This is a genomic window from Jatrophihabitans telluris, assembly GCF_023516435.1.
GTDB classification, from domain to species: domain Bacteria; phylum Actinomycetota; class Actinomycetes; order Mycobacteriales; family Jatrophihabitantaceae; genus Jatrophihabitans_A; species Jatrophihabitans_A telluris.
Window position 1 is genome coordinate 2356666 of sequence record NZ_CP097332.1, and the last position, 21312, is coordinate 2377977.

Consider the following 21312-nt stretch of genomic DNA (forward strand, 5'->3'; position numbering starts at 1 on the left):
TTCTTCCAGCCGACCGTGGTTCCATCGCCACCGGACCCGCCGCCATGGCCACCACCATGACCACCACCATGACCACACCCATGCGCGTCACCATCGCCATGGCCGCAATCCTCATGGCCGTGGCCGCAATCCTCATGGCCGTGGCCGTGGCGGTTCACGCAGCCGCAGTTCACGCACCGGCAGTGGCCGCAGCGTTCGTCTCCGCCGTGATGAGCGCAGTGGACGGCCGACTCGCATTCGTGGCAGCGATCGTGATGAACCTGATGCTCGTGATCGTGATCGTGATCGTGATCGTGAAAATGCGACTGGTGTTCGTGATCGCCGTGGTAGCCGTGGCTCATGACGCGCCTCCGCTCTTGCGACGGGCTGTCTTCTTCGCGGCCTTGGCCGCAGTGCCGGCCGCCCCTGCGCGCGGTTTCCGCTCGATCACGATCTGGTCCGGCGGATCAACGTAGTGCAGCTTCATCGGCGACACCCCGAGGTCCCAGTGCGTCCGGTCCAGCCAGGGGGCGACCTCGGGCTTGTCGTAGGTAAAGCCGAGATCGGTCGTGCCGGTCTCGTTGCCCCGGATCCAATCCCAGGTCAGGTAGGCGAAACCCCGGTCCGCATCCAGGTTGAACTGCGTCGAATAGCCGGTCGGATTCGCCAGCTGCCCGATCAGATATGCGGAGAACGGCACCGGGTCGCCCAATGGCGAGCGGCCCTTCAACCGGTCCAGGCCGGTATTGATCATGTCGGTCTGCCACGGCGTCTGAGCGAGCTCGTAGGCCTGGCGGCGCTCGACATCATGACCGGCGCCCGTGCGGAAGAACACCGCGTCAGGTGTCGTTCCCACCGGGTAGGGGCCGGGACGCGTCGGCTTGAAGCTGTGGATCGGCAGCTGCGTCTGCGGATCGATCGCGGCGGGATCGCAGGCCGCTGGGTCGTAGGTCTCGGTCGGAGTCGGAACATGGACGTTGCCCGTGCCGTCGTCGTGCTCGCTGATGGTCGGATAGGCCCACGGACGGTGGAACTCCCAGTCGTTGAAGGTGCTTCCGTCCGAGTTGGGTTTGTCCACGTACTGCAGCACCGGATAGTAGGGATAGTTCGGATCGTGAACCGAATGCCCGGTGATGAGGGACGTGTCGGCGTCGAGGTTGCCGAAGGGGTCCACGGCATCGGCCAGGGCGGCGAGGAAGGCGGCGTCAACGGTGCCGCCGAGGGTGATGAGCGGGAGGTCGATCTCATTGGGCAACCGGAGTTCACCGTTGTCGGCGTAACGCTGTTCGCCGTGTGGCAAGAGGAATCCGGTGTGGGCCATGACGTCGTGGGTCTTCACCGCGACGTCCCAGACCTTCATCGCCAGCTCGTAGAGGGCGAGCCGGATCGGATAGGTCAACGGGCTGAGCGCCATCTTGATCAGGTCACCGAGCAGCTTGATGGCGTCACCGATCTCCTTGACCAGCCACTCGACCAGAGCCACGAAGACATCGCACAGATCCTCGATCGGGTTACCCGAACTAACCCCGGAGAAGTCCGGTGGCTGGGCGAGGTTGGTGAAGTCCGACAGCGGAGGGACGATGACGAAGTCCGGCTTGCGGGGCTTCTGAAGTTCCCAGGAGCCGCTGAAGTTCAACTTGTACAGCGTGATCATCAACCGGTAGGCCGTGGCGACCTCCCACGGTAGCGGGAACCCGGTCGGCACGGGGAACGACGGCTTGGGCGCGATGCCGTCGATGATCTGCTGGATCGGCCCGTCGACGCCGTGGCCGGTCACGTCCTTGATGACGCTGGTGATCAGGCCGCTGTCGATCGAGTTCTGGAAGAGATCTCCCTGATAGATGCGTGGATGCGGATGATCGGTGAACGTCTCGATCAGGGCCGCGACGATGCCCTCGGCGAGCCAACCCGGCATCTCACCGTCCACGTCGAGGTTCGCGGCATCGGTGTCGGCATCGCCGGTGAGCACCGGTCGTTGCTTGCCGTGAGGATCGTCCGGGGTCATCTGCACCATGAACCACAACGCCGACATCGACAGATCCGGGTAATCCGTTGTCTTTCCCCATGGATCGGTCGGTATCGTGCCGCCGGGTCCGGACTGCTGATAGTTCCATGCGTCGATGTGGTTCTCGATGAGGTGGTGTCGCGTGGGGTGGTCACGGTACGGGCCACCGCACTGCTCGTTCACGAACGAGTGCGCGATCGTGTCGGTACCGACGTGGACGATGTAGCCCAGCGAGAAGGCCAGGAACTGCTGGAATCGATCGCCGCCGCCGTCGGATCCGTCGTGCAGCTTTTCCGCCTGACGCACCAGGGCCTGGCAGGTGGCCGAGGTCCGCCGGTAGTGCGTCATGTCGCTCCAGAGGAAGTTTTCCTCCGGATACCCCTTCGCGACAACGGTGTTCATGTTGCCCCAGATGTCGACGAACGTCGTCAGCTCCTGTTCGCCGATCAGCTTGATGGCGATGAGTAGTTCTTCCAGCGCCGTCTTGGCCGCGCTGAGGACGCCGCCGGTCAGGTCGTCCGCCAGTTCCCCGACGGCATTGACCACCGGTCCGATCGTCTGGTTCCAGACCTTGACGAAGTCCTTCCACGCCTTGTCGAGCTTGATGAGGAACCTGATGATCGCGGCCATGGTGGAATCCACCTCGTCCAGAATGATCAACAGTGGTTCCCAGTCGTTCTCGGCGGCCGCGTCCAGGTAGTAGAACGTCGACAGCGCAAGCATGATCAGGTCCGAACGGGGACCGAGGATGTCGTTGGACCAGTCCTCGCTGAAGAAGAAGAGATCAGGGCCGATCGCGCCGACTGCGGTGAACTTCTCCCAGTCCCGCATCACCTGTCCACAGAACTCGGGAGAGTACTGATGGACGGCGGCAGCCCCGGCACCGAGATCGGGCCAGTCGTCGAACTGCCCACTCAGCAGCAGGTCCGAGACCCGGCGCGCGGTGTAGATGTGCGTGAAATGACCCGGCATGGCGACTCCTCTGACGCAGCATGGCCAGCACTGGGCGCCCGGCGAGCGGCTCCCCTGCGCAAGTAGAGCACCGTGTCGCCTTCGGTGATACCCCTTTGCAGAATTGGGCGAAAGGCCCGATAGTTCAGGCTGCGACCACTAATTCGCCGCGTCGCTTCGACTCATACAGAGCCACGTCGGCCTGTGCGAACAGCTCCGAGGCCGAGCGCTGGTGTGCAGCCGACGTGGCTGTGGCCAGGCCACACGAGGCTCCGAAGCCGACGCCCAACCGGCCGATCTCGTCAACGGCGGAGCAGGCCGAGGCACTCACCGAATCCAGGTCGTGCTCGGGCACGAGGACGATGAACTCGTCACCACCAACGCGGGCGGCAAGGTTGCCGGCCAGGCGGTTGAAGTTGGCTTGGATCGCCGTCGCGGCACCCAGGATGAACTCGTCACCGCGGGCGTGGCCGTGGCGGTCGTTGACCCGTTTGAGTCCGTTGAGGTCGAAGGCGGCGACGTTGACGCGCGTGATCCCACCTTCTCCCAGACTGGTGAAGGCGCGTTGCGCGGCATCGTCGAGGGCACGGCGATTTGCCAGTCCGGTCATCGGATCGCGATAGGCCAGCTGTTCCAGGGTTTGGATCTGGCGTAACCGGGTCAGGGCACCCTCGACGACGGCGAGGTACACCTGGAGGAAGTCCTCGGCCTGCGCCGGCAGCAGGTCGTGCAGATCGGCGAAGGTCAAGTAGAGCTCGCCCCACATCCGGCCCTCGACGAGGATCGGGGTCGCGATGGCGGCCTGTTTGCCCAGCTCGGCCAGCAAGGCCAGCTCGGCCGGATCGGAGTCTGGATCCTCGATCGTCGCGGTCCAGGTGTGATGATCAGAGACGACACCGCGGAGCTTGAGGAAATTCTGAAGCGTGTACACCTCATCCGTCGGCCATCGTTGCTCGCTCGGACCGAGATCACCGACGTTGATGAGGGTTCGCAACGTGCCCGTTCCGGGTTCCAGCCGGGACAGCGACACCGTGGATGCTCCGATGCCGTCGAGGATCCGTTCGGCCGAGGTCTCCAGGACGTCCTCGAAGATCGTGGCGGTGCTCGTCTCGCGAGCCAGAGCCGCCAGGCCAGCGAGCAACTGCTGCTGGCGGCCGACGTCGAGGGACGCACCTCCCACTGGCGGCGGCGATGACAGAGGCAGCGGGGTGCGACGGGCTTGGCCCACAGTCGCCTCCGCCATGACCTGGTCCGGCTGACTCCGTGTCCATTGTTGGACGGTCAGCGTCCGCCCTACCGATCGGCGAACGGGACCCTGAAATGAGTACTTGCCGGCAAGAAGATGAGGCGCCACCAGGCCGGGAGCGCTCTGCCTCGCGCTTGTCGCTATGCCGTGACCGGGTTGGAGTGACCGACGTTGTGGGCGACCGTCCCGCCGGATTCGTTGTTGTTGACGATCGCATCCAGCCAGAACACGTAACTGTGGCCACGGGTCAGGCCGCTCACCGTCGCGCTGAGCGTAGCCATGCACAGGCCGGTCGGCGCCACGGTCACGACGCGCAGCGCGTTGGCCGCTGACGTCGGGATCGGGCTGTTGGGAACGACGATGACGCGCCAGCTCTGAATGACCGGGTCGTAGCTGGAAGGCCACTGGACGGTGGCGACGCCGGCGCTGACCGACACGCCCACCGAAGCCGCGCTGTGGAAGCTCAGCTGGGCGCTGCACGAGGGACCGGTGCTGGCGGTCGGTGCCGCGATCGGGATCGAGCCGCTGGCCACCGGAGCGGGCGCGGCCGGCGTGCCCGGCGGCACACTGGACGAGACGGTGGTCAGCACCGGTAATGCCGGCACCGCGGGCCGTCCCGGCACGACCGGCTTCTCCGGCTTTGCGGCCTCGATCGGTCCGGTCTGGATCACGACTGCCGGTGGCTGGCCGGATACCGACTCATAGGGCTGACACCCCGCCGCCGTCAGGACAGCGGGCATGACCAACACCGATCCCAGGACCCGGGCTCGGCGGACACGCATACCCTCACCATCGGCTGGCTCACGGGTTGCCTGAGGCCGAGCAAACACAGTCGGCCGGCACCGCCGTCAGGGTCGCCGCCCCACGGTCACAGTCCGGACTCCCCTGATGTTCAGGCCGCCGCGGTTGGCCAACTCGTCCAGGCCATCCCCGGCTCGGTGGCCCTCGCCCTCGATCAGCGCCGCCAGCGCAGCGCGATCCCCATTCTCCAGCGAGGTTCCTGGGCCGGCCGCCAGGCGACGCAACCAGAGCCGCGCGTACTCGGCGGTGCCCGCTGGGTAAGGCGGCCGGAGGTCGATGGCGAAGGTCCGCTCCCCCAGCACCTGGAAGCCCGCGGAGGTAAGACGAGCCGACCAGTTCGAGCCGAGATGCGGCAGGTCTTGGGCGTGCTGCCGGCCCAAGGCGGCCAGAACCCTTTCCTCCATGCCCGAAAGGCTGGTATCGGCGACGCCGACCGCGCTGAGTTCTCCGGCCAGGAAGCGCAGCGGCTGGTCGAATTCCGCGATCGCGAACAGGCCGCCACTGGTGGTCCCTCCGAGCACTTCGGCGAGAAGTCGATCGGGATTCTGCAGGTGGTGCATGGCCATCGATGCCCAGGTCAGGTCCACCGGACCGATGACCGGCCACCCGGCGTCGAGGTCGGCGTGGAGGGTGCTTATCCGCTCGGCCAGGCCGAGGGCGCTCGCCTTGGCCCGGAGGTGTTGGAGCATGTCGGCGGACGAATCGATGGCGACGATCTCGGCGTCGGTATGCCGTTGTGCCAGCCCGAGGGCACCATTGCCCGACCCTGCACCGAGGTCGACGATCCGCTGCCACCCGCCGGTGCTGGAGCTGATGAACTCCCCGACCCAATCGAGTGCGCTGGACCAGTATTCAGCCAGGACCGAACCGTCGAGATCGAGCAGGTGCACCAGGGCCGCGTCGTCCTCGGCATGGCCGTGATGTGAGTGATCTGATTCAGACATACTCCAACGGTAGGCCCTTCGTGCCTGGCACGCATAGACTCTTGCGCATGACGCAAGAAGCGGATCTCGACGCGGTGATCCGGGCACGGATCCGTAGTCTGCGTTCGGCTCGAGGCTGGTCACTGGACGCGCTGGCGGCTCGGTGCCACCTCAGTCCCTCGACGCTGAGCCGGATCGAGACCGGGCATCGCCGGATCTCACTCGATCAACTCGTGCCGATCGCACGTGCGTTGGGTTCTACCCTTGACCAGCTGGTCGAATCGGCCGACGACGAGGACGTGGTCATCCGTCCGCGACGCGACCGCGCCCACGGGGCGACGACGTGGCTGCTGTCCCGTGAGGACACCGCTCAGGGCCTCACGGTGGCCAAGATGCGGATCACATCCAGGACGCGCCGCCGCGAATTGCGCGTCCACCCTGGACGGGACTGGTTTACGGTGCTGTCCGGCACGGCCCGTTTGCAGTTGGGTGCACGCACCATCCTGGTGGAGCAGGGCCAGGCCGCTCAGTTCTCGACCATGACCCCGCATGCGATCACGGCGCACGGCGGACCGGTGGAGATTCTGACGATCCTCGATCGGAATGGACAGCATGCCCACCTCGAAGCGGTCGATCTGACTCCCGACGGCAGTCGTTGACGAAGGGTGGGTCAGCGCGCTGCGGTGCCGGTCGGCGCCGAGCCGACGTCGTTGAGGTACTGCTCGTCCAAACGTCGCATCTCGGCCGAGATCTGGGCGACCAGTGCTGGGGAAAGCCCGACGAATTCGGTGCCCAGCTCGACTGACCTCGCCCCGTACTGAACCCGCACGACGCGGGCTCGCACCGAGCGCAGCGCACCGTCGAGGGTCAGCTCGACCGTGAGGTGATCACCCTTGACGACGCGAATCGTCGAGGGCAGGCCGAGTCGGGCACCGCCCTCACCGATGTCTAGCTGCAACGCCTCGATCCGGGCGTCGCCGAGCTGGACGGCACATGTCTCCAGGGTCGGGAACCGCTCGTGACGGCGCTGCTCGAGGGCGTCGGCGAGTTCGCCCAAGCCTTGCACTCGCTCCAGGCTGGCTTGCATTGCCGTGTCGAGGCTGCGCACGACGTCGTGCTGGGCCTGAGCGACCGAGCGCAGCGACTCCGAGGCCTCGTCGATACCGCCGATGCCGCTGGCCATACTGGTGATCGTGGAGGCGACGTTGCCGGCGTGCTCTTCCAGATCGGTGATGGTGCTGAAGATTTCCTCGGTGCTGGCCGCGGTCATCGCCGCCAGGTTCTTGACCTCACTGGCCACGACCTTGAAGCCTCGACCCGCCTCCCCGGCGCGGGCCGCCTCGATCGTTGCGTTGAGCGCGAGCAGCTTGGTCTGGTCGGCGACGCTGGCGATGAGCGTGGCCATCCGAGTGACCGAGGCCAAGGATCCCGCCAACGCGGTCACGACCCGGTCGGCGCTACGGGAGTGCTCGACGACGGATCGCGTGAGGGCGTCCGCGGCGGCCACCTTCTCCTCGATCGTGCTGGCGGCATCGCGCACGGCCGCGACCTGCACCAGCACCGCGGACATCTCCGAGGTCACCGTGGTCGTGGAGTCGTCGATGACCTGCTGAGCCCGCAGGCGAGACTGCTTCTCCGCGGTCCGTTGCTGGACGAAGGCGCGACGGAATGCGTCCTCACGATCGGCCAGCGACGTGCGCGCAGCGATCCGCGTGGTCTGCAGCTCGGCCCGCATCGACTCGACTTCGACGGCCAGGCGACCGAGATCATGCCGGCCGGCGAGCACGGGTACGTCGCCCTCGGCGTCACTGCGGAGATCACGCAGGGCCGCGGACAGCAGCTTGAGGTCGTAACGGTCGGCCAGGACGGTGCCCACCGCGAACCACGCACTCGCGGCCAGGCCGGCGCCGATCAGCAGGAGCGCACGACCGGACGGCGTGCGACCGCCGGCGTCGTACAGGCCTGCGGCGGCCACGGCCAGGAACGCAGCGAGTAGGACGAAGCGACCCATGGAGCCGTACCTCCGGGCCATGCCGGATGCCGGGCGGAGCCAGGCGGGCTCGGCTCGGTGGAGGTCCTCGGATCGGGACACGGATAATTCCCTCGTCGACGGTGGGCCGGCGACGCGAACGCGCCGTGGGAGGGCAGCTAGCCGCCCCACAACCCATATCGACACCCTGGTGCGGGAGTTGAGTCCGGTTTCGACGGGATGGAGCGGGATGCAGCGGGATGGAGCGGGATGCAGCGGGATGCAGCGGAATCGTGTCGCGTGATTGAAGATCGCTTCGTCCGGGTATGAACGCGCCATGACATCGGCGAACCTCGACACACCGGAGCTCAAAGCGATCGCGATCCGGGCGCGGCATCGCAGGAACCTGATGTTGCTGACTTTCCTCCCGACCGCGGTCGTCCTCGGTGTCGTGGTGGGCGCCCTGATCGGGCGGCATCACGGGCCGACGCACCACCAGCACGTCTCCACCGCCGCGGCCGTGGCCGCTCTCGTAGTGGGCGGGATCGTGCTGTTGGCCGAGGCAGCCTTCCTCGTGTACCTCGTCCGCCACCGCAAGGGCTTGTTCGGGCCGCAACTCATCCTGGGCTTGAAGTATCGCGACCGACGCACGGTCATGAAGGCCCTCCGGAGTGGGCAGCCGCCCGCGGACGAAACCCTCCGAACGGTCGGCTTGGTGATGGCCGAGCGGACCATCACCTACCGCAGGTTGACCCTCGCGACCTTCGTGGTGGCCGGGCTGGGACAGATCCTCAACGCGGCACTGCCCGAGCGGCCCGCCCCGCTTCGCGTCCTGTACCTGATCTTTGCGCTGAGCTTCGTTGCCCTTTTCTGGTATCAGCGTCTCGTGCTGGCCGGTGCGCGCCGGTACGTGGCACAGACCACGAACGGGTGACGTCGAGAGAAACTGGACCCGAGCCCGGACCCGCCAATCGCCCGGACGCGGTCACCCATCGGTGCCGAGGGCAGCGGCCGACTCGAGGCCGGTGCCGTCAGTCAGGACGCTGGTCGCCGCGGATCGCTGCGACGAGCGTGGCCAGGTCAGAGCCCTTGAGTACCAGTCGGTGGCCCAACCGCTCTGTCTCACGCTTGATCGACGCCGACGGGTCCGACGTGTAGACCACGACCCGGACGCCGGGAGATTGCGCCAGCAACCTCGGAAGCACTGTCTCACCGGTGGCATCAGCCAGGTGCCAGTCGAGGATGACCACGTCTGGCTGCAAAGTGCGGCTGAGTTCGACGGCCTCCCGCCCGGTGGCGGCCGTGGCGCATACCTGCAGGTCCGGGTGTGACTGGAGATGCCGTACGAGAAACGCCACCACCCCCGGTTCGTCCTCGACGACGAGGACCGTGCTGGCGCGTTCTGGCGATGCGTTGCTGCCCACGGCGCCACCTCATCCGAGTTCGGAGGTCTCGAGCACGGAGAGCCCCCGTCACCGAAGCCTAGAGTGCGAATGGGCCGGATGGGGGGCTGATTCGGCACCTGTCCACGACACCCGCACCCTCACCCGAGCGTGGATGGACACCAGCGCCGCGGCGCCGCTCCGGGTGCTGGTGTTACGGCGCCGCCGCGGACCCGGCCGGACTGATAGATCTCCTGGCCGCACCTCTAGGCGAAATGCAAAATTCCTGTTAGGTTTAACGCCGATCATAACGGGATGGCACGGGGAGTTCGGCGTGGAGAAGACGAAGGCGATGAAGCGCCTGCTCGTAGCGCTTGGCGTGGCGGTAAGCGCCACAGTCGGGCTGCTGGCCGCCTCCGCCCCCGCGAGCGCGGACTCCATCCCTACGTCTCATGGGTTTCCGGTGTTCTCGCCGTTCGTGATCAGCACCGACTGCGTCGCCGGACGTCCCGCGAGTTACACCGTCTCGACTCGGTGGAGCGCGACCGGAGTCAAGGGTGCGTTTCCGACGTTGTCAGCGGTGTTCGAAGTCGACGACGGCAGCGCTACTGCCGTGACGTTCACGCGCTCGTCCGACGTCGTGGTCACGCCCGGCACGAACGGGACCTACACCCGTACGTTTCCGGTCACCTCCTCGACCAACGCCACCAACACCAGCATCGACATCGAGGACGCCACCGGCTTCGTCTGGCTCGGGGCGCACGCATCCTTCGGCTGCCATGATCTGCCCGCTCAATCGGCGCCGGTCGCCAGCCTGAAGAGCCACGCGTGCAGCGGAGCATTCAGCGTGCGTTTCGACGGCAGCGCCACTGCTTCTGACTGGGGATACCAACTGGTCTACGGCTCGGGCACGTTCTCCGCGAACGCCCCTACTCTGACCGCGGGCAGCAGCGCACTGCTTTCGGTGACCGCTGCGCAGGCGGGTGCGGAAAAGACCGTGTTCGCCGCGCTGTACGGCTACTACAGCGGCTACGACGTCTATGACACATCGGCGCTGCTGTCCCTGGCCAAGTCGCCTTCCTGCCCACGGGCCGGCGCGATGTCGATCACGAAGTCCCTCAGCATCAAGGCCGGCAAGTCGACCGTGATCAAGACCCACTTCACGGTCAAGGGCTCGACCAAGCCTGTGGCCGGCGCGACGGTCTCGCTGTTGAAGCGATCCAAGCCATCCGGCCCATGGACGCTGGTCAAGACCGTCAAGACCAACAAGGCCGGCGCCGCGTCGGTCACCATCCACCCGGCCAAGTGCCTGTACTTGGAGTGGAAATACGCTGGTGGCGCCAAGTACGCGGCCACTCTGAGCCCGGCGACCAAGGTCACGGTCACCCACTAGTTCGGCGCCGCCGCCCTGAAATCCGGGTGCCCACGCTGGAGTGAGCCCGCCCACAGCTGCTAGCCCCCCGCTTGCAAGAGCTAGCAATGGGGAGCATGGTGGGAACGGTGATGGTCGATGGCTTGAGAGAACAGGCCGTGACGATCGGCGAGTTCATCCGCGAACAACGAGAGCAAGCCCAGGTGTCGCTGCGGCAACTGGCCAAGCTCACCGGAGTGTCGAACCCGTACATCTCCCAGATCGAACGCGGACTGCGCAGACCTTCCGCGGAGATTCTGCAACAGATCGCGAAGGGCTTGCGCATCTCCGCCGAGCAGTTGTACGTCCACGCAGGCATCCTCGAGGCCCGCGAGGGCACCACCGAGACCATCGCAGCGATCCTGGCTGACCCAGTGCTCGACGAACGACAGAAGCAGGCTCTGATCCAGATCTACGAGTCCTTCCACCGAGAATCACTCGCAACGGAGCCAACCAGACGCTCCGAGTCCAACAGCTGACCCGCGGCCCGCACATCCTCCCGTGACCGGGTGGGCAGCGTGGTCAACCGGCCCACCCGGTCGGCACCTCACCAAGGAGCACACATGACGATTTTGACGCACGTTCGCAACTACACCGACTCGACTCTGGAGCGGAGCATGTCGACGTTGGCCGACGCCTCCGACCGCCTGTTCGCGCTGCCGACCGGCACGAAGGAACTCGCCGCCGGCGCCCTCACCGTGGTGCGCCGACAGACCTACGCCGCCCTCGGAGCCAGCGACGCGGTCCTGGCCACGATCACCAAGCGTGGCGAGGAAGCTCCTGCCGAAGCCAGGCAGACCGCCATCCGGCTCCGCGACACGACCCGTGCGCTGCTCACACAGGCCAAGGACGTCGCCGGCCGCACCCAGGACGAACTCGTCTCCGTCGCCGGTGACCTGACCGAGCGTGGCAGCGACGCGGCCAAGGCCGCACGCAGCATCGACCTGCTCGCCGCTACCGACGGCGTCAAGGACCAGGTCGAGAGCCGAGTCGGCCAGCTCAAGGACGCGTTCGGCAAGCTTGCCGACCGCGGCGAGCAGATCGCCGCCGACCTCCGGCACGACCCGGTCCTCGTCCGCCTCATCAGCGACACCGACACCCGGGTGGAGAAGGCAGCCAACCAGGTCACGTCGGTGGCCCAGAAGCTGCGCGCCCGCACCGCCGCCCAGGTCGAGCGCGAAGCAGCGGCAACGACCGCGACGCCGGTTCGCCCGACCGCTCCGTCGAAGATCCCCTCGCACAAGACCACCGTCCGCAACACGCCGGCCGGCGAAGCGCCGATCGCCACCACGCCGACCTACCGCGCTGCCGCGGCGGAGACCGCCACGCGCAAGCAGGCCGCACGCAAGGCGGCCGCAACTCGCAAGGCCGTCGCCGCCGAGGTGACCGCGACTCGCAAGGCCGCTGCCGACAAGGCCGCCGCTACGCGCGCGGCGAACGCGCAGGCTCGGGCGGACGCAGCTGAGAACCGCAAGGCTGCGGCGGTCAAGGCCGCGGCGACCCGCAAGCGCACGGCGACGAAGTCGGCGCAGTCGGCCCCGGCCAAGAAGACGGCAGCGCGCAAGACCACCGCTGCCCGAAGCGCCACCAAGTAACAACCCTCGGCAACGAGCGGTCGGACCGGCTAGCGGTCAGGCCGCTCGTTGCCGGCGCAACACAGCCGTGCCGGATTCATCGACCCAGGGCTTGCCCGCGGACGGTCTAGGAGCGGGCCGCGACGGGGAGGTCGGCCGGATCGGCAACGGGCCAGGTGCCCGGGGTCCCGTCCAAACGCCGGAGAGCCTCGAGCTGCAGCAGGCTCCACGGCGAGAGCCGGTCCGATTCCGCGCCGGACTCGGACGCAACAGCGAGCCACGGCGTCCACCAAGCCTCGGCTACTTCATCGGGGTTGGCCACGACCGCCTCGTCGGCCACGGTCGCCCGATAGATCGGACAGAGTTCGTTTTCCACTGTGCCGTCAGGCATCGTGGCGCGATAGCGGAAAGCCGGGACCAGCAGGTCGATCGTGGCGGCGACGATCCCGAGCTCGTAACGCAGTCGCCGGCTCACCGCGTCGGGCATGGGCTCCCCCGGCGCCGGGTGACCGCAGCAGCTGTTGGTCCGCACGCCGGGCCACGTCTTCTTGGTATGCGCGCGTCGGGTCATCAGGACCCTGTCCCGGGCATCGAAGACGTAGCAGGAGAAGGCCAGATGCAATGGCGTCCGCTCGTGGTGGACCGTGCCCTTGTCGGCGGTTCCGATCGCCTGACCGTCGGGACCGCACAGCACTACCCGCTCCGGCACCGAAGCTTCGAAGGCGGACATCAGGCAAGCCGCCCTTCGGGGTAGCGACCGGGGCAAGCGGGCGGGCAGGCGGGGCTGGAACCCGCTACGAACGACATAGAGCCAGCTTGCTCCCCCTCGACCGGTTGCGCTAACGGCAGGGCGTGACCGTTCGGCCTGCCCGACAACCCATGGCGGGCTACCGGACGAGCTCCTCTCACGGCGGCGCGAGATCGCCGGTACCACCGCGGATGACGGTGAAAACGGCCTCGATATAGCCGTCGAGCTCACGCAAGGTCTGCTCGGGCCGGCCGAATTCGGCGAGCCTTTGCCGCATCTCCGTGGCGATGACTCGTTCGGCCGCGACGAACAACGCCGCGACGGTGCCCGCAAACGGGGCCTCGGTCGAGCCGAAGCGCTGCCTCAGGGCCGAAGCGAGCGCAGCTTCGCGACGCAGGTACAGCTGCGCTTCGCGCGCCTGCAATTGCGGACTGTTGGCGATCAGTTCGTGGAACGGCGCCACATGACTCGGGCAGGTATAGGCACGACCGGCGGTCAGATCGAACAACACATGTGCCTGCAATGCGTCCAGGATCGACTGGCCCGCCGGACACGAGCGAACGAGCAGGGCCAGCGTTCGTTCTAGTTCATCGACCTGGCCGAAGACGAGGTCTTCCTTGGTCGGGAAGTGATTGAACAGCGTGGCCGTCGAGACGCCGGCGCCGCGAGCGATCTCGGTGGTGGTCACATTGTCGAAGCCCCGGGCGACGAACAAACCCATGGCGACCTGGCGCAATGCGGCTTGGGTCCGCTTTCGCTTCGCCACGCGGCGACCCGGCGAACTGGTCACGAAGTCTCCGACGGATGCTCGTACGGGCCTGGGTGCGAGGCCCTGCCCGGCAGCCCGTCCGCGGAGGCCGAGGTACGGCCGGAGCGGAACCGGTCACGACGTGCGGCGAGCAGACCCGGCACGGCGACCCGGGCCCGCCGCGGGATGCTGACGCCGGCCCGCTCGTGAAGTATTCGGTAGTCCCGGCGTTCAATGTCGTCGAGGATGCCGCGATAGAGCGTGAGCGCCGTCTGGACGCAGGCCCGTGACGTCGGATCCAACAGCCGCACGCCGTGGGAAGCGGTTCGGTACAGCTCACGGGTGCGGGCGATCTCGTCCGCCAGCAGCCGCCGGATCGGGCCGTCGACGACACCGCGAAGCAGGCGGTCGCGGTCCACACCGTGCCGTCTCAGCGACTCCAACGGCAGGTAGATCCGTCCGCGCCGCAGGTCCTCGCCGAGGTCGCGCAGGAAGTTGGTGAGCTGGAAGGCCACGCCGAGGTCGACGGCATACGGGGCGGCGACCTCGACCGGGGCCGCGAGCCCGAGCACAGGCAGCATCTGCAGCCCGATGACGGCCGCTGATCCCCACATGTACCGCTCCAGGTCGGCGTAGGTCTCGTACTCGGTGACGGTGAGGTCCATCCGCATCGAGTCGAGGAACGCAAGGAAGTACGCAGCGGGAATGTCCCATCGCTGCATGGCGTCGCGAACCGCGAGCATCGGCGGCGCCTCGGCCAGCCCCTGCGCCGGTGGGCTGGCGGGTCCGCCGGCACCCCCGCGAGACGACGTACGGAAGATCCCTTCGATGGCGTCGAGAATGTCTGCCTGCGCTCGGAGAGTCAGCGGGCTGTCGGTGGCGTCGATGACATCGTCGACCCATCGCGCGAACCCGTAGAGGGCATGGACCGCGGGCCTCTTGGCCGCCGGGAGCAGCAACGTGGCGAGGTAGTAGGTCTTTCCGTGGCGAGCGTTGAGGGTGCGGCACGCGGTGTAGTGGTTGCGTAGCGCCTGACCGTGGATGCCGGCCGCGTCGAGTTCCGCCTCGGACTGGCGGCTCACGCCTGCACCCCGGTGATTCGCTCGGCGGCCAGCCGTCCTGACAACAACACCATCGGCACACCGACGCCCGGTTGGGTGTTGGAGCCGCAGAAGACCAGGTTGTCGATCCGGCGATCCAGCGTGGGTGTGCGTAACGGTCCGGACTGCCGAAAGGTGTGAGCGGCCGCGAAGGGCGCGCCCGCAGCCAGGCCCGAGGCGCCCCAGTCGGCCGGCGTGACGTAGCGCTCGACCTCGATATCCCCGCTGATGCCGGTGTAGCCGCGGGCGTCGAGGGTGGCCAGGACTTCGTCGCGGTAACGCGGTCCGAGCACGGACCAGTCCAAGTCGAAGGTCAGATTCGGCGTGGGGAACAGCACGTAATACGTCTGCTTTCCCTCCGGCGCCAAACCTGGGTCGGTGCGGGTTGGATTGCTGATCAGGAAGGATGGATCACTCATGAGCCGCCCGTCCTTGATGATCTCGCGGAACGTCCGGCGCCACTCGTGGCCGAAGGAGATGTTGTGATGGGCCAGATCAGGACTGCTTGACGAGGCCGCGCTCGGGGCCCCGACGTGCATGAGGAAGCACGAGGGCGAGTACGTCAGCGAGCGCACCCGGCGCGGAGTGTGGCGCTCGGGCAGCAGGTCTCGATAGGCCACCGGTAGGTCGGCGTTGACGACGATGACGTCGGCGGTGAGGCGCTCGCCATCGGTGGTGATGACTGCGCTTGCCCGGTCGTTGGTGACCTCGATCGTCTGCGCGGTGGTCCCGTACCGGAAGGTCACTCCGTGTTTGGCCGCCGCACCGGCGAGCGCGAGCGGGACTTTGTGCATACCGCCGCGGGGGAAAGTGACGCCGGTGACCGTGTCCATGTACGCGATGACCGCATAGATCGCCAGAGCGTCCTGCGGGGCGAGGCCGGCGTACATGGCCTGGAAGGAGAAGATCCGCTGCAGGCGCTCGTCCTTCAGGAACTGGGCCACCTTCGGGCTGAGCCGGCGCAGTCCGCCCATGGCGAAGAGCCGGGCCGCATCGACGTTGACCAACGCCAGCGGCGAATCCAGGTTCTGGTCGATGAACCGGCGGCGCTCCAGGTCGTAGAGACGCCTCAGGTAGGTGACGAACCGCCGGTACCCCTGGACGTCCCGAGCCGAGCAGGTCTGCGCGATCTCCTGCGACATGGCGTCGATGTCGGTGTGGACATCGATGACCGAACCGTCGGCGAACGTCGCTCGGTACGCCGGATCCAGCGGGATCAGATCCAGCCAGTCGGTCATGTTCTCCCCCACGCAGGCCAACGCGTCGGCGATGAGTTCGGGCATCGTGAGCACGGTCGGTCCGGTGTCGAAGGAGTAGCCGTCCAGCTCCAGGCGCCCGGCGCGGCCACCCGGTCCTGCGGCGCGCTCGATGACGGTGACTTCGCGGCCGGCGCCGGCCAGTCGCAGCGCGGCGGACAGCCCACCCAGCCCGGCGCCCACGATCAGCACCGACTCGGTGCGGCCGCCCACTCGACGGGGACTAGGCACGTCGCCGCCGGGGGCGGTTAGCGGTGGATGTCTGGCAGTGCACGAGAACTCCGCTCGTCGGAACTCCGATGTTAGAGTGACTCTAGATTCGTGCACAAGCCGACCGGAACGGACGGGCCGGCACAAGCGCGAGTTGTTCCGGGTCGCGTCGAACAGAGCTGCTGCGTCCGCTTTCTTTGTGGGGTCCGGCGTGACGCATGAGGCATCGATCTCTCCATCCAGTGGGTTGACCATGCGCCCCTGGGCGGGCGAGCACGCACACCCGTCCCCGCCGCTTCGCTCGCTCGCCCCGGGTAGTGGTGTCGCCAACCTCGCGGGACTCTCACCGGCCGCATCCAGCCAGTTGACCGCCTCGCTGGACGACGCCCTTACGCGCTTCGCCGGTCCGCTGATCGAGCCCTGCGCGCGGATCGTCCACTCGGCCGGGCGGCGCCTGCGGCCCTCGCTGGTCCTGAAATGCGGACAGGCCGGCCCCGGCACAGCCGGCGCCCCGATGCTTCTCGCCGCCGCGGTTGAGTTGTTGCACTGCGCGACTCTGGTTCATGACGACGTGATCGACGGTGCGACCACCCGCCGAGGGGTGGCGACCATCAACGCCCAGGAGGGGACGTCGACGGCGATTGTCTGCGGTGATGTCCTGATCGCCGCGGCGATGGGCCTGGCCGCGGACGTCTCGACCAGCGCCGCCGCGGTCATGGCCCAGACCCTGGCGGACCTGTGCGCCGGGCAGGCGCTGGAGGAGACGCTCCGCTTCGATGTCAGCGCCACCGAGCAGCAGGTTCGCCGGGTAGCCAGCGGAAAGACCGGTAGCCTGCTGCGCGCGGCTTGCCTGCTGGGCGCCGAGGTCGCTGGCCTCGAACCGGAAGTGACTCAAGTGCTGGGACGCTACGGCACAGCGTTCGGCGTGTGCCTGCAGATCGTCGACGACGTCCTGGATGTGGCTTCCACGCCGGCCTTGCTGGGCAAACCGGTCGGGGCCGATGTCAGCGGCGGTGTCATGACAGAGCTCGTGGTCAGGACGTTGCGCTCGCGTCCAGAGCTGGCCGGGTTACTCGGTTCGGTGGCGGGCAGCGCCGCCCACAGCCGAGCGCTGCATGTGTTGCGAACCAGCGGGGCGATCGGCGAGATGATCGAGGCCGCTCGCGAGCTGGCCGCCGACGCGGGGGCTGAGCTGGCCGACGCCGCGCCCGAGTACCCCTCCCTGGTGGCGGTAGCGAGCTGGGCCGGGCGCTACGTCGAGGCCCAGCTCGCGGAGAAGCTGGATCCGCCCCAGGTGGAGCGGACCGCGTGAGGCCGTGACGAGCAGTCGCCGAGCCGCCGCGTTCGGGTTCTGCTTCGAGCAGTTGGTGCGCGGCGGACTGCGCGGGGTGTGGCTACGCAATACACCGCCGGCGGCCGCGTTCGTATGGGCGGCCAATCACCACAGTTGGTGGGACGGCTTTGTCGCCAATGCCGTCCTGCGTCACCACGGCCACGAACCGTGTCTGCTCATGGACGCCGACAACCTGCGGCGGTTCGGGTTCCTGACCGACCTCGGTGCGATTCCGGTCGATCAGCCCAGGAAGGCGTTGGCCGCGCTGGGTTCTGGCCGTCCGTTGATCATCTTCCCCGAGGCCGAGCTGCGCGCACCGGGTCCACTCGGACCGATAACGCCCGGCGCGCAGTGGCTGGCCCGAAAGGCTCAAGTGCCCATCGCGATCGCCGCCACAAGGGTTGTACTGCGTGGCCACCAGAAGCCCGAGGCCTACGTCGATGTCAGCGTCAGCCCCGACGGCGATGTCGCCGGAGAGCTGGCCGCTCGACTTCAGGTACTGGACGGCGAGCTTGCAGACAGCGATCCCCGCGAGCCGCTGGCGGGGTTCGCCACCGTACTGACCGGACGACTCAGCTGGGACGAGCGAATCTCGCGGTGGACGGCGAGGACGCACGGGTGAGCATCCTGTTTCGCGCCGTGCTGGCCTTCCTCGCCCTCAAACTCGGCAACCTGGCCATCAACGTCGCCACCTTCCCCGTGCTGACCGGAGCGGGATCCGCCCGCCCTCGCCCGACGGTTTCCCTGCTGGTGCCGATGCGCGACGAAGCCGATCGGCTCGTCCATACGTTGCCGGCGATCCTGGCCCAGGGCGTCGACGAGCTGATCCTGTTGGACGACTGCTCCACCGATGCCACCTACCAGCTGGCCGAAACGATGACCGCTGATCATCGGCAGGCGCGCGTCCTCGCCGGTGCGCCGACCCCGCCCGGATGGACCGGCAAAACGTGGGCCTGCCAGCAGCTGGGGGCGCAGGCGACGTCGGAGTCACTGGTCTTCTGTGACGCCGACGTCGTCCTCGCGCCCGGAGCCGTCCTGAGCGTTCTCGCCGAACAGCAGCGTCAGGGTGCCGACCTGCTGTCGGTGTTTCCCCAGCAACAGACCGCAAGCATCGGCGAACACCTGCTCGTCCCGCTTGTCGACGACGTGCTGCTGTGCTTCCTGCCCTTCCCGTTGCTGCGTGCCGATGTTCCGTCCGCAGCGACGGCCAACGGGTCGCTGATGGTGTTCAACCGGCGCGCCTACGACGTCCTCGGCGGCTTCGAGGCCGTGCGCGGTGACGTGGTCGAAGACGTTGCCCTGGCGCGGCTGGCCCGTCGGCGTGGACTGCAACTCGGAGTGGTGCTGGGCGGCGCGATCGTCCGGACCCGCATGTATTACGGCTACCGGGCGTGCGTGACGGGCTTCGCGCGAGGGCTGCTCGCCACAACCGGCGGGTCCCGCGCACGATTGGTGCTGGCCGCCGGCTGGCACCTGCTCGCCTACGCGGTGCCCCCGCTGCTGTCCTGGCGTCGTCCGCGGTGGGCCCTGGTCGTCGTCCTCGGGGTGGTGGAACGCCTGGTCGTGGAAGCCAAGACCGGACGGCGGCAATGGTGGCAAGCCGTGCTCCAGCCACTGAGTCCGCTCGCGGCGCTGCCACTGTTCGTCCAGGCCCTGCGGCGCACCCAGCATTGGAAGGGTCGGCCCTACACCTACGTTGCGGCGCCGAGCCGTCGCCTGACCGGCGTGCGTCCATGAGGGACTATCCGGCGCCACATGCTCAACGGCTTGTCGGTCACCTGGGCCGGTGGGGTACCGATCCGCTGGGCCTGATCGAGGAGGGTTCACGCCTCGGGTCCGTTTTCTCGCTGCGGCTCTGGCGATCCGCGGTGGTCGGCTACTCCCCGGACTGGAACCGTCTCATCCTCGGTGACCTGTCGACGTTTCGCAGTCGGGGCAGCATGAGTGGACTTTCTCCCTATCTCGCAGGGGGCCTCGTCCGGACCGAGGCCCCCGAGCACCGCCGTCGACGACAGGTGCTGAACCCGAGCTTTCATCGGACCGCACTGGCCGACCTCGAGCCCCGTATCCGGGCCATCACCCGGGACCGCCTGCCCCGCGGCGATTTCGATGCGACGGCCTGGTCGAGCGCGCTTGTTCGGGACGTGCTTTCGGCCCTGTTCTTCGACGACACGATCCCCGCCGCTCTGCTGCAGCGCTTCCTCGCACCCCTCGACCGCGCGCTGCCCGCACCGTTCCTGCGCCGACCATGGCTGTTTCGCCGGATGAACCGGGCGCTTGGCCATGCGCTGGCCCACGCCGGGCCGACAACCCTGGCCGGGGCGTTCAGTGCCCTGCCTGGCGGCATCGAAGAGGCGCGCGTCGCCCTGGCTGCGGCCTACGACACGACTGCTCACACCCTGGCCTGGCTGTTGTGGCACCTTGCCGAGCACCCCTCCTTCGCAACGCCGGACCGAGTGCCGCTGCTCGTCGAGGAAACCCTGCGGCTCTACCCAGCCGGCTGGATGGGCACCCGGATCACGGCAACACCGGTCACCTTCGACGATGTCGTGATCCCGTCCGGGACGCTGGTCATGTACAGCCCCTACCTGACCCATCGCGACCCCACGCTGTGGACCGATCCCACGGTCTTTCGGCCGGACCGGTTCAGCGATCCGGTGCCCGCCTGGGGCTTCATTCCCTTCGCGGCGGGCGAGCGGACCTGTCTGGGCGCGCAACTGGCCCGGCTGATGCTACGAACCGTGGCGGCCGAGTTCGCCGACCTCAGCCTGACCCGGACCGGCCCCCACCCTGGTTTGCGGGCGGGCATCACGCTGACCGCGGCCGGCCCTCTCGCCCTGCGCTGCGACGGGAATCCGCTGGCCACAAAGGGCTTGCTGAACTCGCGCGCGCACGGCCCGATCGGATTTCCGGCGTCGTCATGAGGAACCTGAGTTATCTTGCCGTCCTCTTCGGCTGCCTGGCGTGCGTCGCGCCGCTGGCGGTCTCGGTTCGGGGGCGGCTCGCCGGCTACCGCCGACGGCTCGGGCTGAGCGTCCTGGCTACGTTCGTCGTGTTCACGACGTGGGATCTGTATGCCATCCACGCCCATCACTGGACCTACAGTCGGATCCGAACCACCCGGGTTCTCCTACCGGGAAAGCTGCCGATCGAAGAGGCCATGTTCTTCATCGTCATCCCGCTGTGCGTCATCCTCACGTTCGAAATGGTCAGTCTGGTCTCGCAGAACGCCCGCGCCCGGCACGATGATCGAGCGGCGCCGTGACCTACACCGTCCTGGCCGTCGCAGCCGTACTCATCGCAGTCACACTGGACCTCGTCGTCCTCGGCACGAGGCTGCTTCGGACACGGGCGTTCTGGCTGAGCTACGCCATCATCCTGGCCTTCCAACTTCTGGTGAACGGTATCCTCACGGGCTACCACATCGTCACCTACAACCCCACGGCGATCATCGGGGTGCGAATCGCCTACGCGCCGATCGAGGACATCGCCTTTGGCTTCGCGATGACCGTGAACACCCTCATCGCGTGGATCAGGCTCCGGTCATCGCCGGACACGCTCGAGGCAGGCGGGGCGGACGGCCACCCGGCACCGGTTGAGGCGCGCAACGAGACCGCATGAGCCTGCTGAACAACGCTCGGTCGAGGCCGACCCGGCCGGTGACGCCGAGCCGACG

The 21312-nt window shown here is 67.6% G+C and carries 22 protein-coding genes; 12 read left to right on the forward strand and 10 right to left on the reverse strand.

From position 1 onward, the window contains the following. The first annotated feature begins 44 nt into the window (after window positions 1–44). A complete protein-coding gene (locus M6D93_RS11025; RefSeq protein ID WP_249769226.1) occupies window positions 45–455 on the forward strand; it encodes a hypothetical protein in 411 nt (136 codons plus the stop codon). On the opposite strand, the gene M6D93_RS11030 is transcribed toward M6D93_RS11025, so the two are convergent. The 4 genes from M6D93_RS11030 to M6D93_RS11045 all read right to left on the reverse strand — a co-directional run bounded on the left by M6D93_RS11030 (window position 338) and on the right by M6D93_RS11045 (window position 5926). Then, window positions 338–2956, reverse strand: a complete 2619-nt coding sequence (locus M6D93_RS11030; protein ID WP_249769227.1) for a hypothetical protein — start codon at window positions 2954–2956, stop codon at window positions 338–340. The two genes, M6D93_RS11025 and M6D93_RS11030, sit on opposite strands and share 118 nt — an antisense overlap. 124 nt (window positions 2957–3080) lie before the next feature. Beyond that, window positions 3081–4115, reverse strand: coding sequence for a sensor domain-containing diguanylate cyclase (locus M6D93_RS11035; protein WP_249769228.1), 1035 nt, complete (start codon window positions 4113–4115; stop codon window positions 3081–3083). A 206-nt stretch (window positions 4116–4321) separates the two neighbouring features. Next, window positions 4322–4921, reverse strand: coding sequence for a hypothetical protein (locus M6D93_RS11040; RefSeq protein WP_249769229.1), 600 nt, complete (start codon window positions 4919–4921; stop codon window positions 4322–4324). 108 nt (window positions 4922–5029) lie between these two features. Next, complete coding sequence (locus M6D93_RS11045) at window positions 5030–5926, reverse strand: class I SAM-dependent methyltransferase (RefSeq protein WP_249769230.1); 897 nt, start codon at window positions 5924–5926, stop codon at window positions 5030–5032. Window positions 5927–5973: 47 nt separating this feature from the next. Between M6D93_RS11045 and M6D93_RS11050 the strand changes: the two genes are divergently transcribed. Continuing rightward, on the forward strand, window positions 5974–6564 hold the full coding sequence (locus M6D93_RS11050; protein WP_249769231.1) for a helix-turn-helix domain-containing protein: 591 nt from the start codon (window positions 5974–5976) through the stop codon (window positions 6562–6564). Between the two features lie 11 nt (window positions 6565–6575). Here the strand turns inward: M6D93_RS11050 and M6D93_RS19380 are convergent, their stop codons facing one another. Beyond that, the gene (locus M6D93_RS19380) at window positions 6576–7997 is read right to left on the reverse strand and encodes a methyl-accepting chemotaxis protein (RefSeq protein ID WP_283818572.1); all 1422 of its coding nucleotides are present in this window, start codon (window positions 7995–7997) and stop codon (window positions 6576–6578) included. Window positions 7998–8211: 214 nt separating this feature from the next. On the opposite strand from M6D93_RS19380, the gene M6D93_RS11060 reads away from it, so the two are divergent. Continuing rightward, the gene (locus M6D93_RS11060; protein WP_249769232.1) at window positions 8212–8808 is read left to right on the forward strand and encodes a hypothetical protein; all 597 of its coding nucleotides are present in this window, start codon (window positions 8212–8214) and stop codon (window positions 8806–8808) included. A 97-nt stretch (window positions 8809–8905) separates the two neighbouring features. Here the strand turns inward: M6D93_RS11060 and M6D93_RS11065 are convergent, their stop codons facing one another. Then, window positions 8906–9298, reverse strand: coding sequence for a response regulator (locus M6D93_RS11065; protein ID WP_249769233.1), 393 nt, complete (start codon window positions 9296–9298; stop codon window positions 8906–8908). A gap of 292 nt (window positions 9299–9590) precedes the next feature. On the opposite strand from M6D93_RS11065, the gene M6D93_RS11070 reads away from it, so the two are divergent. The 3 genes from M6D93_RS11070 to M6D93_RS11080 all read left to right on the forward strand — a co-directional run bounded on the left by M6D93_RS11070 (window position 9591) and on the right by M6D93_RS11080 (window position 12262). Continuing rightward, entirely contained in the window at window positions 9591–10649 is a 1059-nt protein-coding gene (locus M6D93_RS11070) for a hypothetical protein (protein WP_249769234.1), read from the forward strand. 110 nt (window positions 10650–10759) lie between these two features. Continuing rightward, window positions 10760–11146: a helix-turn-helix domain-containing protein gene (locus tag M6D93_RS11075; protein WP_347343622.1), complete on the forward strand. Its 387-nt coding sequence runs from the start codon at window positions 10760–10762 to the stop codon at window positions 11144–11146. A gap of 84 nt (window positions 11147–11230) precedes the next feature. After that, entirely contained in the window at window positions 11231–12262 is a 1032-nt protein-coding gene (locus M6D93_RS11080) for a hypothetical protein (RefSeq protein ID WP_249769237.1), read from the forward strand. 106 nt (window positions 12263–12368) lie between these two features. On the opposite strand, the gene idi is transcribed toward M6D93_RS11080, so the two are convergent. The 4 genes from idi to crtI all read right to left on the reverse strand — a co-directional run bounded on the left by idi (window position 12369) and on the right by crtI (window position 16306). Further along, window positions 12369–12971, reverse strand: coding sequence for an isopentenyl-diphosphate Delta-isomerase (gene idi, locus M6D93_RS11085; protein ID WP_249769238.1), 603 nt, complete (start codon window positions 12969–12971; stop codon window positions 12369–12371). Window positions 12972–13146: 175 nt separating this feature from the next. Continuing rightward, the gene (locus M6D93_RS11090; protein WP_249769240.1) at window positions 13147–13779 is read right to left on the reverse strand and encodes a TetR/AcrR family transcriptional regulator; all 633 of its coding nucleotides are present in this window, start codon (window positions 13777–13779) and stop codon (window positions 13147–13149) included. Next, window positions 13776–14819 carry a phytoene/squalene synthase family protein gene (locus M6D93_RS11095; protein WP_249769242.1) on the reverse strand — a complete coding sequence of 348 codons (1044 nt, stop codon included), beginning with the start codon at window positions 14817–14819 and terminating at the stop codon, window positions 13776–13778. Before M6D93_RS11095 ends, M6D93_RS11090 begins: the two co-directional genes overlap by 4 nt. Then, the gene (gene crtI / locus M6D93_RS11100) at window positions 14816–16306 is read right to left on the reverse strand and encodes a phytoene desaturase family protein (RefSeq protein ID WP_249769244.1); all 1491 of its coding nucleotides are present in this window, start codon (window positions 16304–16306) and stop codon (window positions 14816–14818) included. Before crtI ends, M6D93_RS11095 begins: the two co-directional genes overlap by 4 nt. Window positions 16307–16514: 208 nt before the next feature. Here crtI and M6D93_RS11105 point away from each other — a divergent pair, with 208 nt between their 5' ends. The 6 genes from M6D93_RS11105 to M6D93_RS11130 are packed head-to-tail and all read left to right on the forward strand — an operon-like array spanning window position 16515 to window position 21257. Then, window positions 16515–17615: a polyprenyl synthetase family protein gene (locus M6D93_RS11105; RefSeq protein WP_249769246.1), complete on the forward strand. Its 1101-nt coding sequence runs from the start codon at window positions 16515–16517 to the stop codon at window positions 17613–17615. A 4-nt stretch (window positions 17616–17619) separates the two neighbouring features. Then, on the forward strand, window positions 17620–18258 hold the full coding sequence (locus tag M6D93_RS11110; RefSeq protein WP_249769248.1) for a lysophospholipid acyltransferase family protein: 639 nt from the start codon (window positions 17620–17622) through the stop codon (window positions 18256–18258). Next, window positions 18255–19373 carry a glycosyltransferase family 2 protein gene (locus M6D93_RS11115; protein ID WP_249769250.1) on the forward strand — a complete coding sequence of 373 codons (1119 nt, stop codon included), beginning with the start codon at window positions 18255–18257 and terminating at the stop codon, window positions 19371–19373. The genes M6D93_RS11110 and M6D93_RS11115 overlap by 4 nt, the downstream gene beginning before the upstream one ends. Then, window positions 19370–20560: a cytochrome P450 gene (locus tag M6D93_RS11120; RefSeq protein WP_249769251.1), complete on the forward strand. Its 1191-nt coding sequence runs from the start codon at window positions 19370–19372 to the stop codon at window positions 20558–20560. The genes M6D93_RS11115 and M6D93_RS11120 overlap by 4 nt, the downstream gene beginning before the upstream one ends. Further along, window positions 20557–20901, forward strand: a complete 345-nt coding sequence (locus M6D93_RS11125; protein WP_249769252.1) for a lycopene cyclase domain-containing protein — start codon at window positions 20557–20559, stop codon at window positions 20899–20901. The genes M6D93_RS11120 and M6D93_RS11125 overlap by 4 nt, the downstream gene beginning before the upstream one ends. Continuing rightward, the gene (locus tag M6D93_RS11130) at window positions 20898–21257 is read left to right on the forward strand and encodes a lycopene cyclase domain-containing protein (protein ID WP_249769253.1); all 360 of its coding nucleotides are present in this window, start codon (window positions 20898–20900) and stop codon (window positions 21255–21257) included. The genes M6D93_RS11125 and M6D93_RS11130 overlap by 4 nt, the downstream gene beginning before the upstream one ends. Window positions 21258–21312: the final 55 nt, after the last annotated feature.

Excerpts from the sequence above, each read along its gene's own strand:
- M6D93_RS11025 (WP_249769226.1), top strand. The coding sequence starts at position 45 with ATGGCCACCACCATGACCACCACCATGACCACACCCATGCGCGTCACC.
- M6D93_RS11030 (WP_249769227.1), bottom strand. The coding sequence starts at position 2,956 with ATGCCGGGTCATTTCACGCACATCTACACCGCGCGCCGGGTCTCGGAC.
- M6D93_RS11040 (WP_249769229.1), bottom strand. The coding sequence starts at position 4,921 with ATGCCCGCTGTCCTGACGGCGGCGGGGTGTCAGCCCTATGAGTCGGTA.
- M6D93_RS11045 (WP_249769230.1), bottom strand. The coding sequence starts at position 5,926 with ATGTCTGAATCAGATCACTCACATCACGGCCATGCCGAGGACGACGCG.
- M6D93_RS11050 (WP_249769231.1), top strand. The coding sequence starts at position 5,974 with ATGACGCAAGAAGCGGATCTCGACGCGGTGATCCGGGCACGGATCCGT.
- M6D93_RS11060 (WP_249769232.1), top strand. The coding sequence starts at position 8,212 with ATGACATCGGCGAACCTCGACACACCGGAGCTCAAAGCGATCGCGATC.
- M6D93_RS11075 (WP_347343622.1), top strand. The coding sequence starts at position 10,760 with ATGGTCGATGGCTTGAGAGAACAGGCCGTGACGATCGGCGAGTTCATC.
- M6D93_RS11080 (WP_249769237.1), top strand. The coding sequence starts at position 11,231 with ATGACGATTTTGACGCACGTTCGCAACTACACCGACTCGACTCTGGAG.
- idi (WP_249769238.1), bottom strand. The coding sequence starts at position 12,971 with ATGTCCGCCTTCGAAGCTTCGGTGCCGGAGCGGGTAGTGCTGTGCGGT.
- M6D93_RS11120 (WP_249769251.1), top strand. The coding sequence starts at position 19,370 with ATGAGGGACTATCCGGCGCCACATGCTCAACGGCTTGTCGGTCACCTG.
- M6D93_RS11125 (WP_249769252.1), top strand. The coding sequence starts at position 20,557 with ATGAGGAACCTGAGTTATCTTGCCGTCCTCTTCGGCTGCCTGGCGTGC.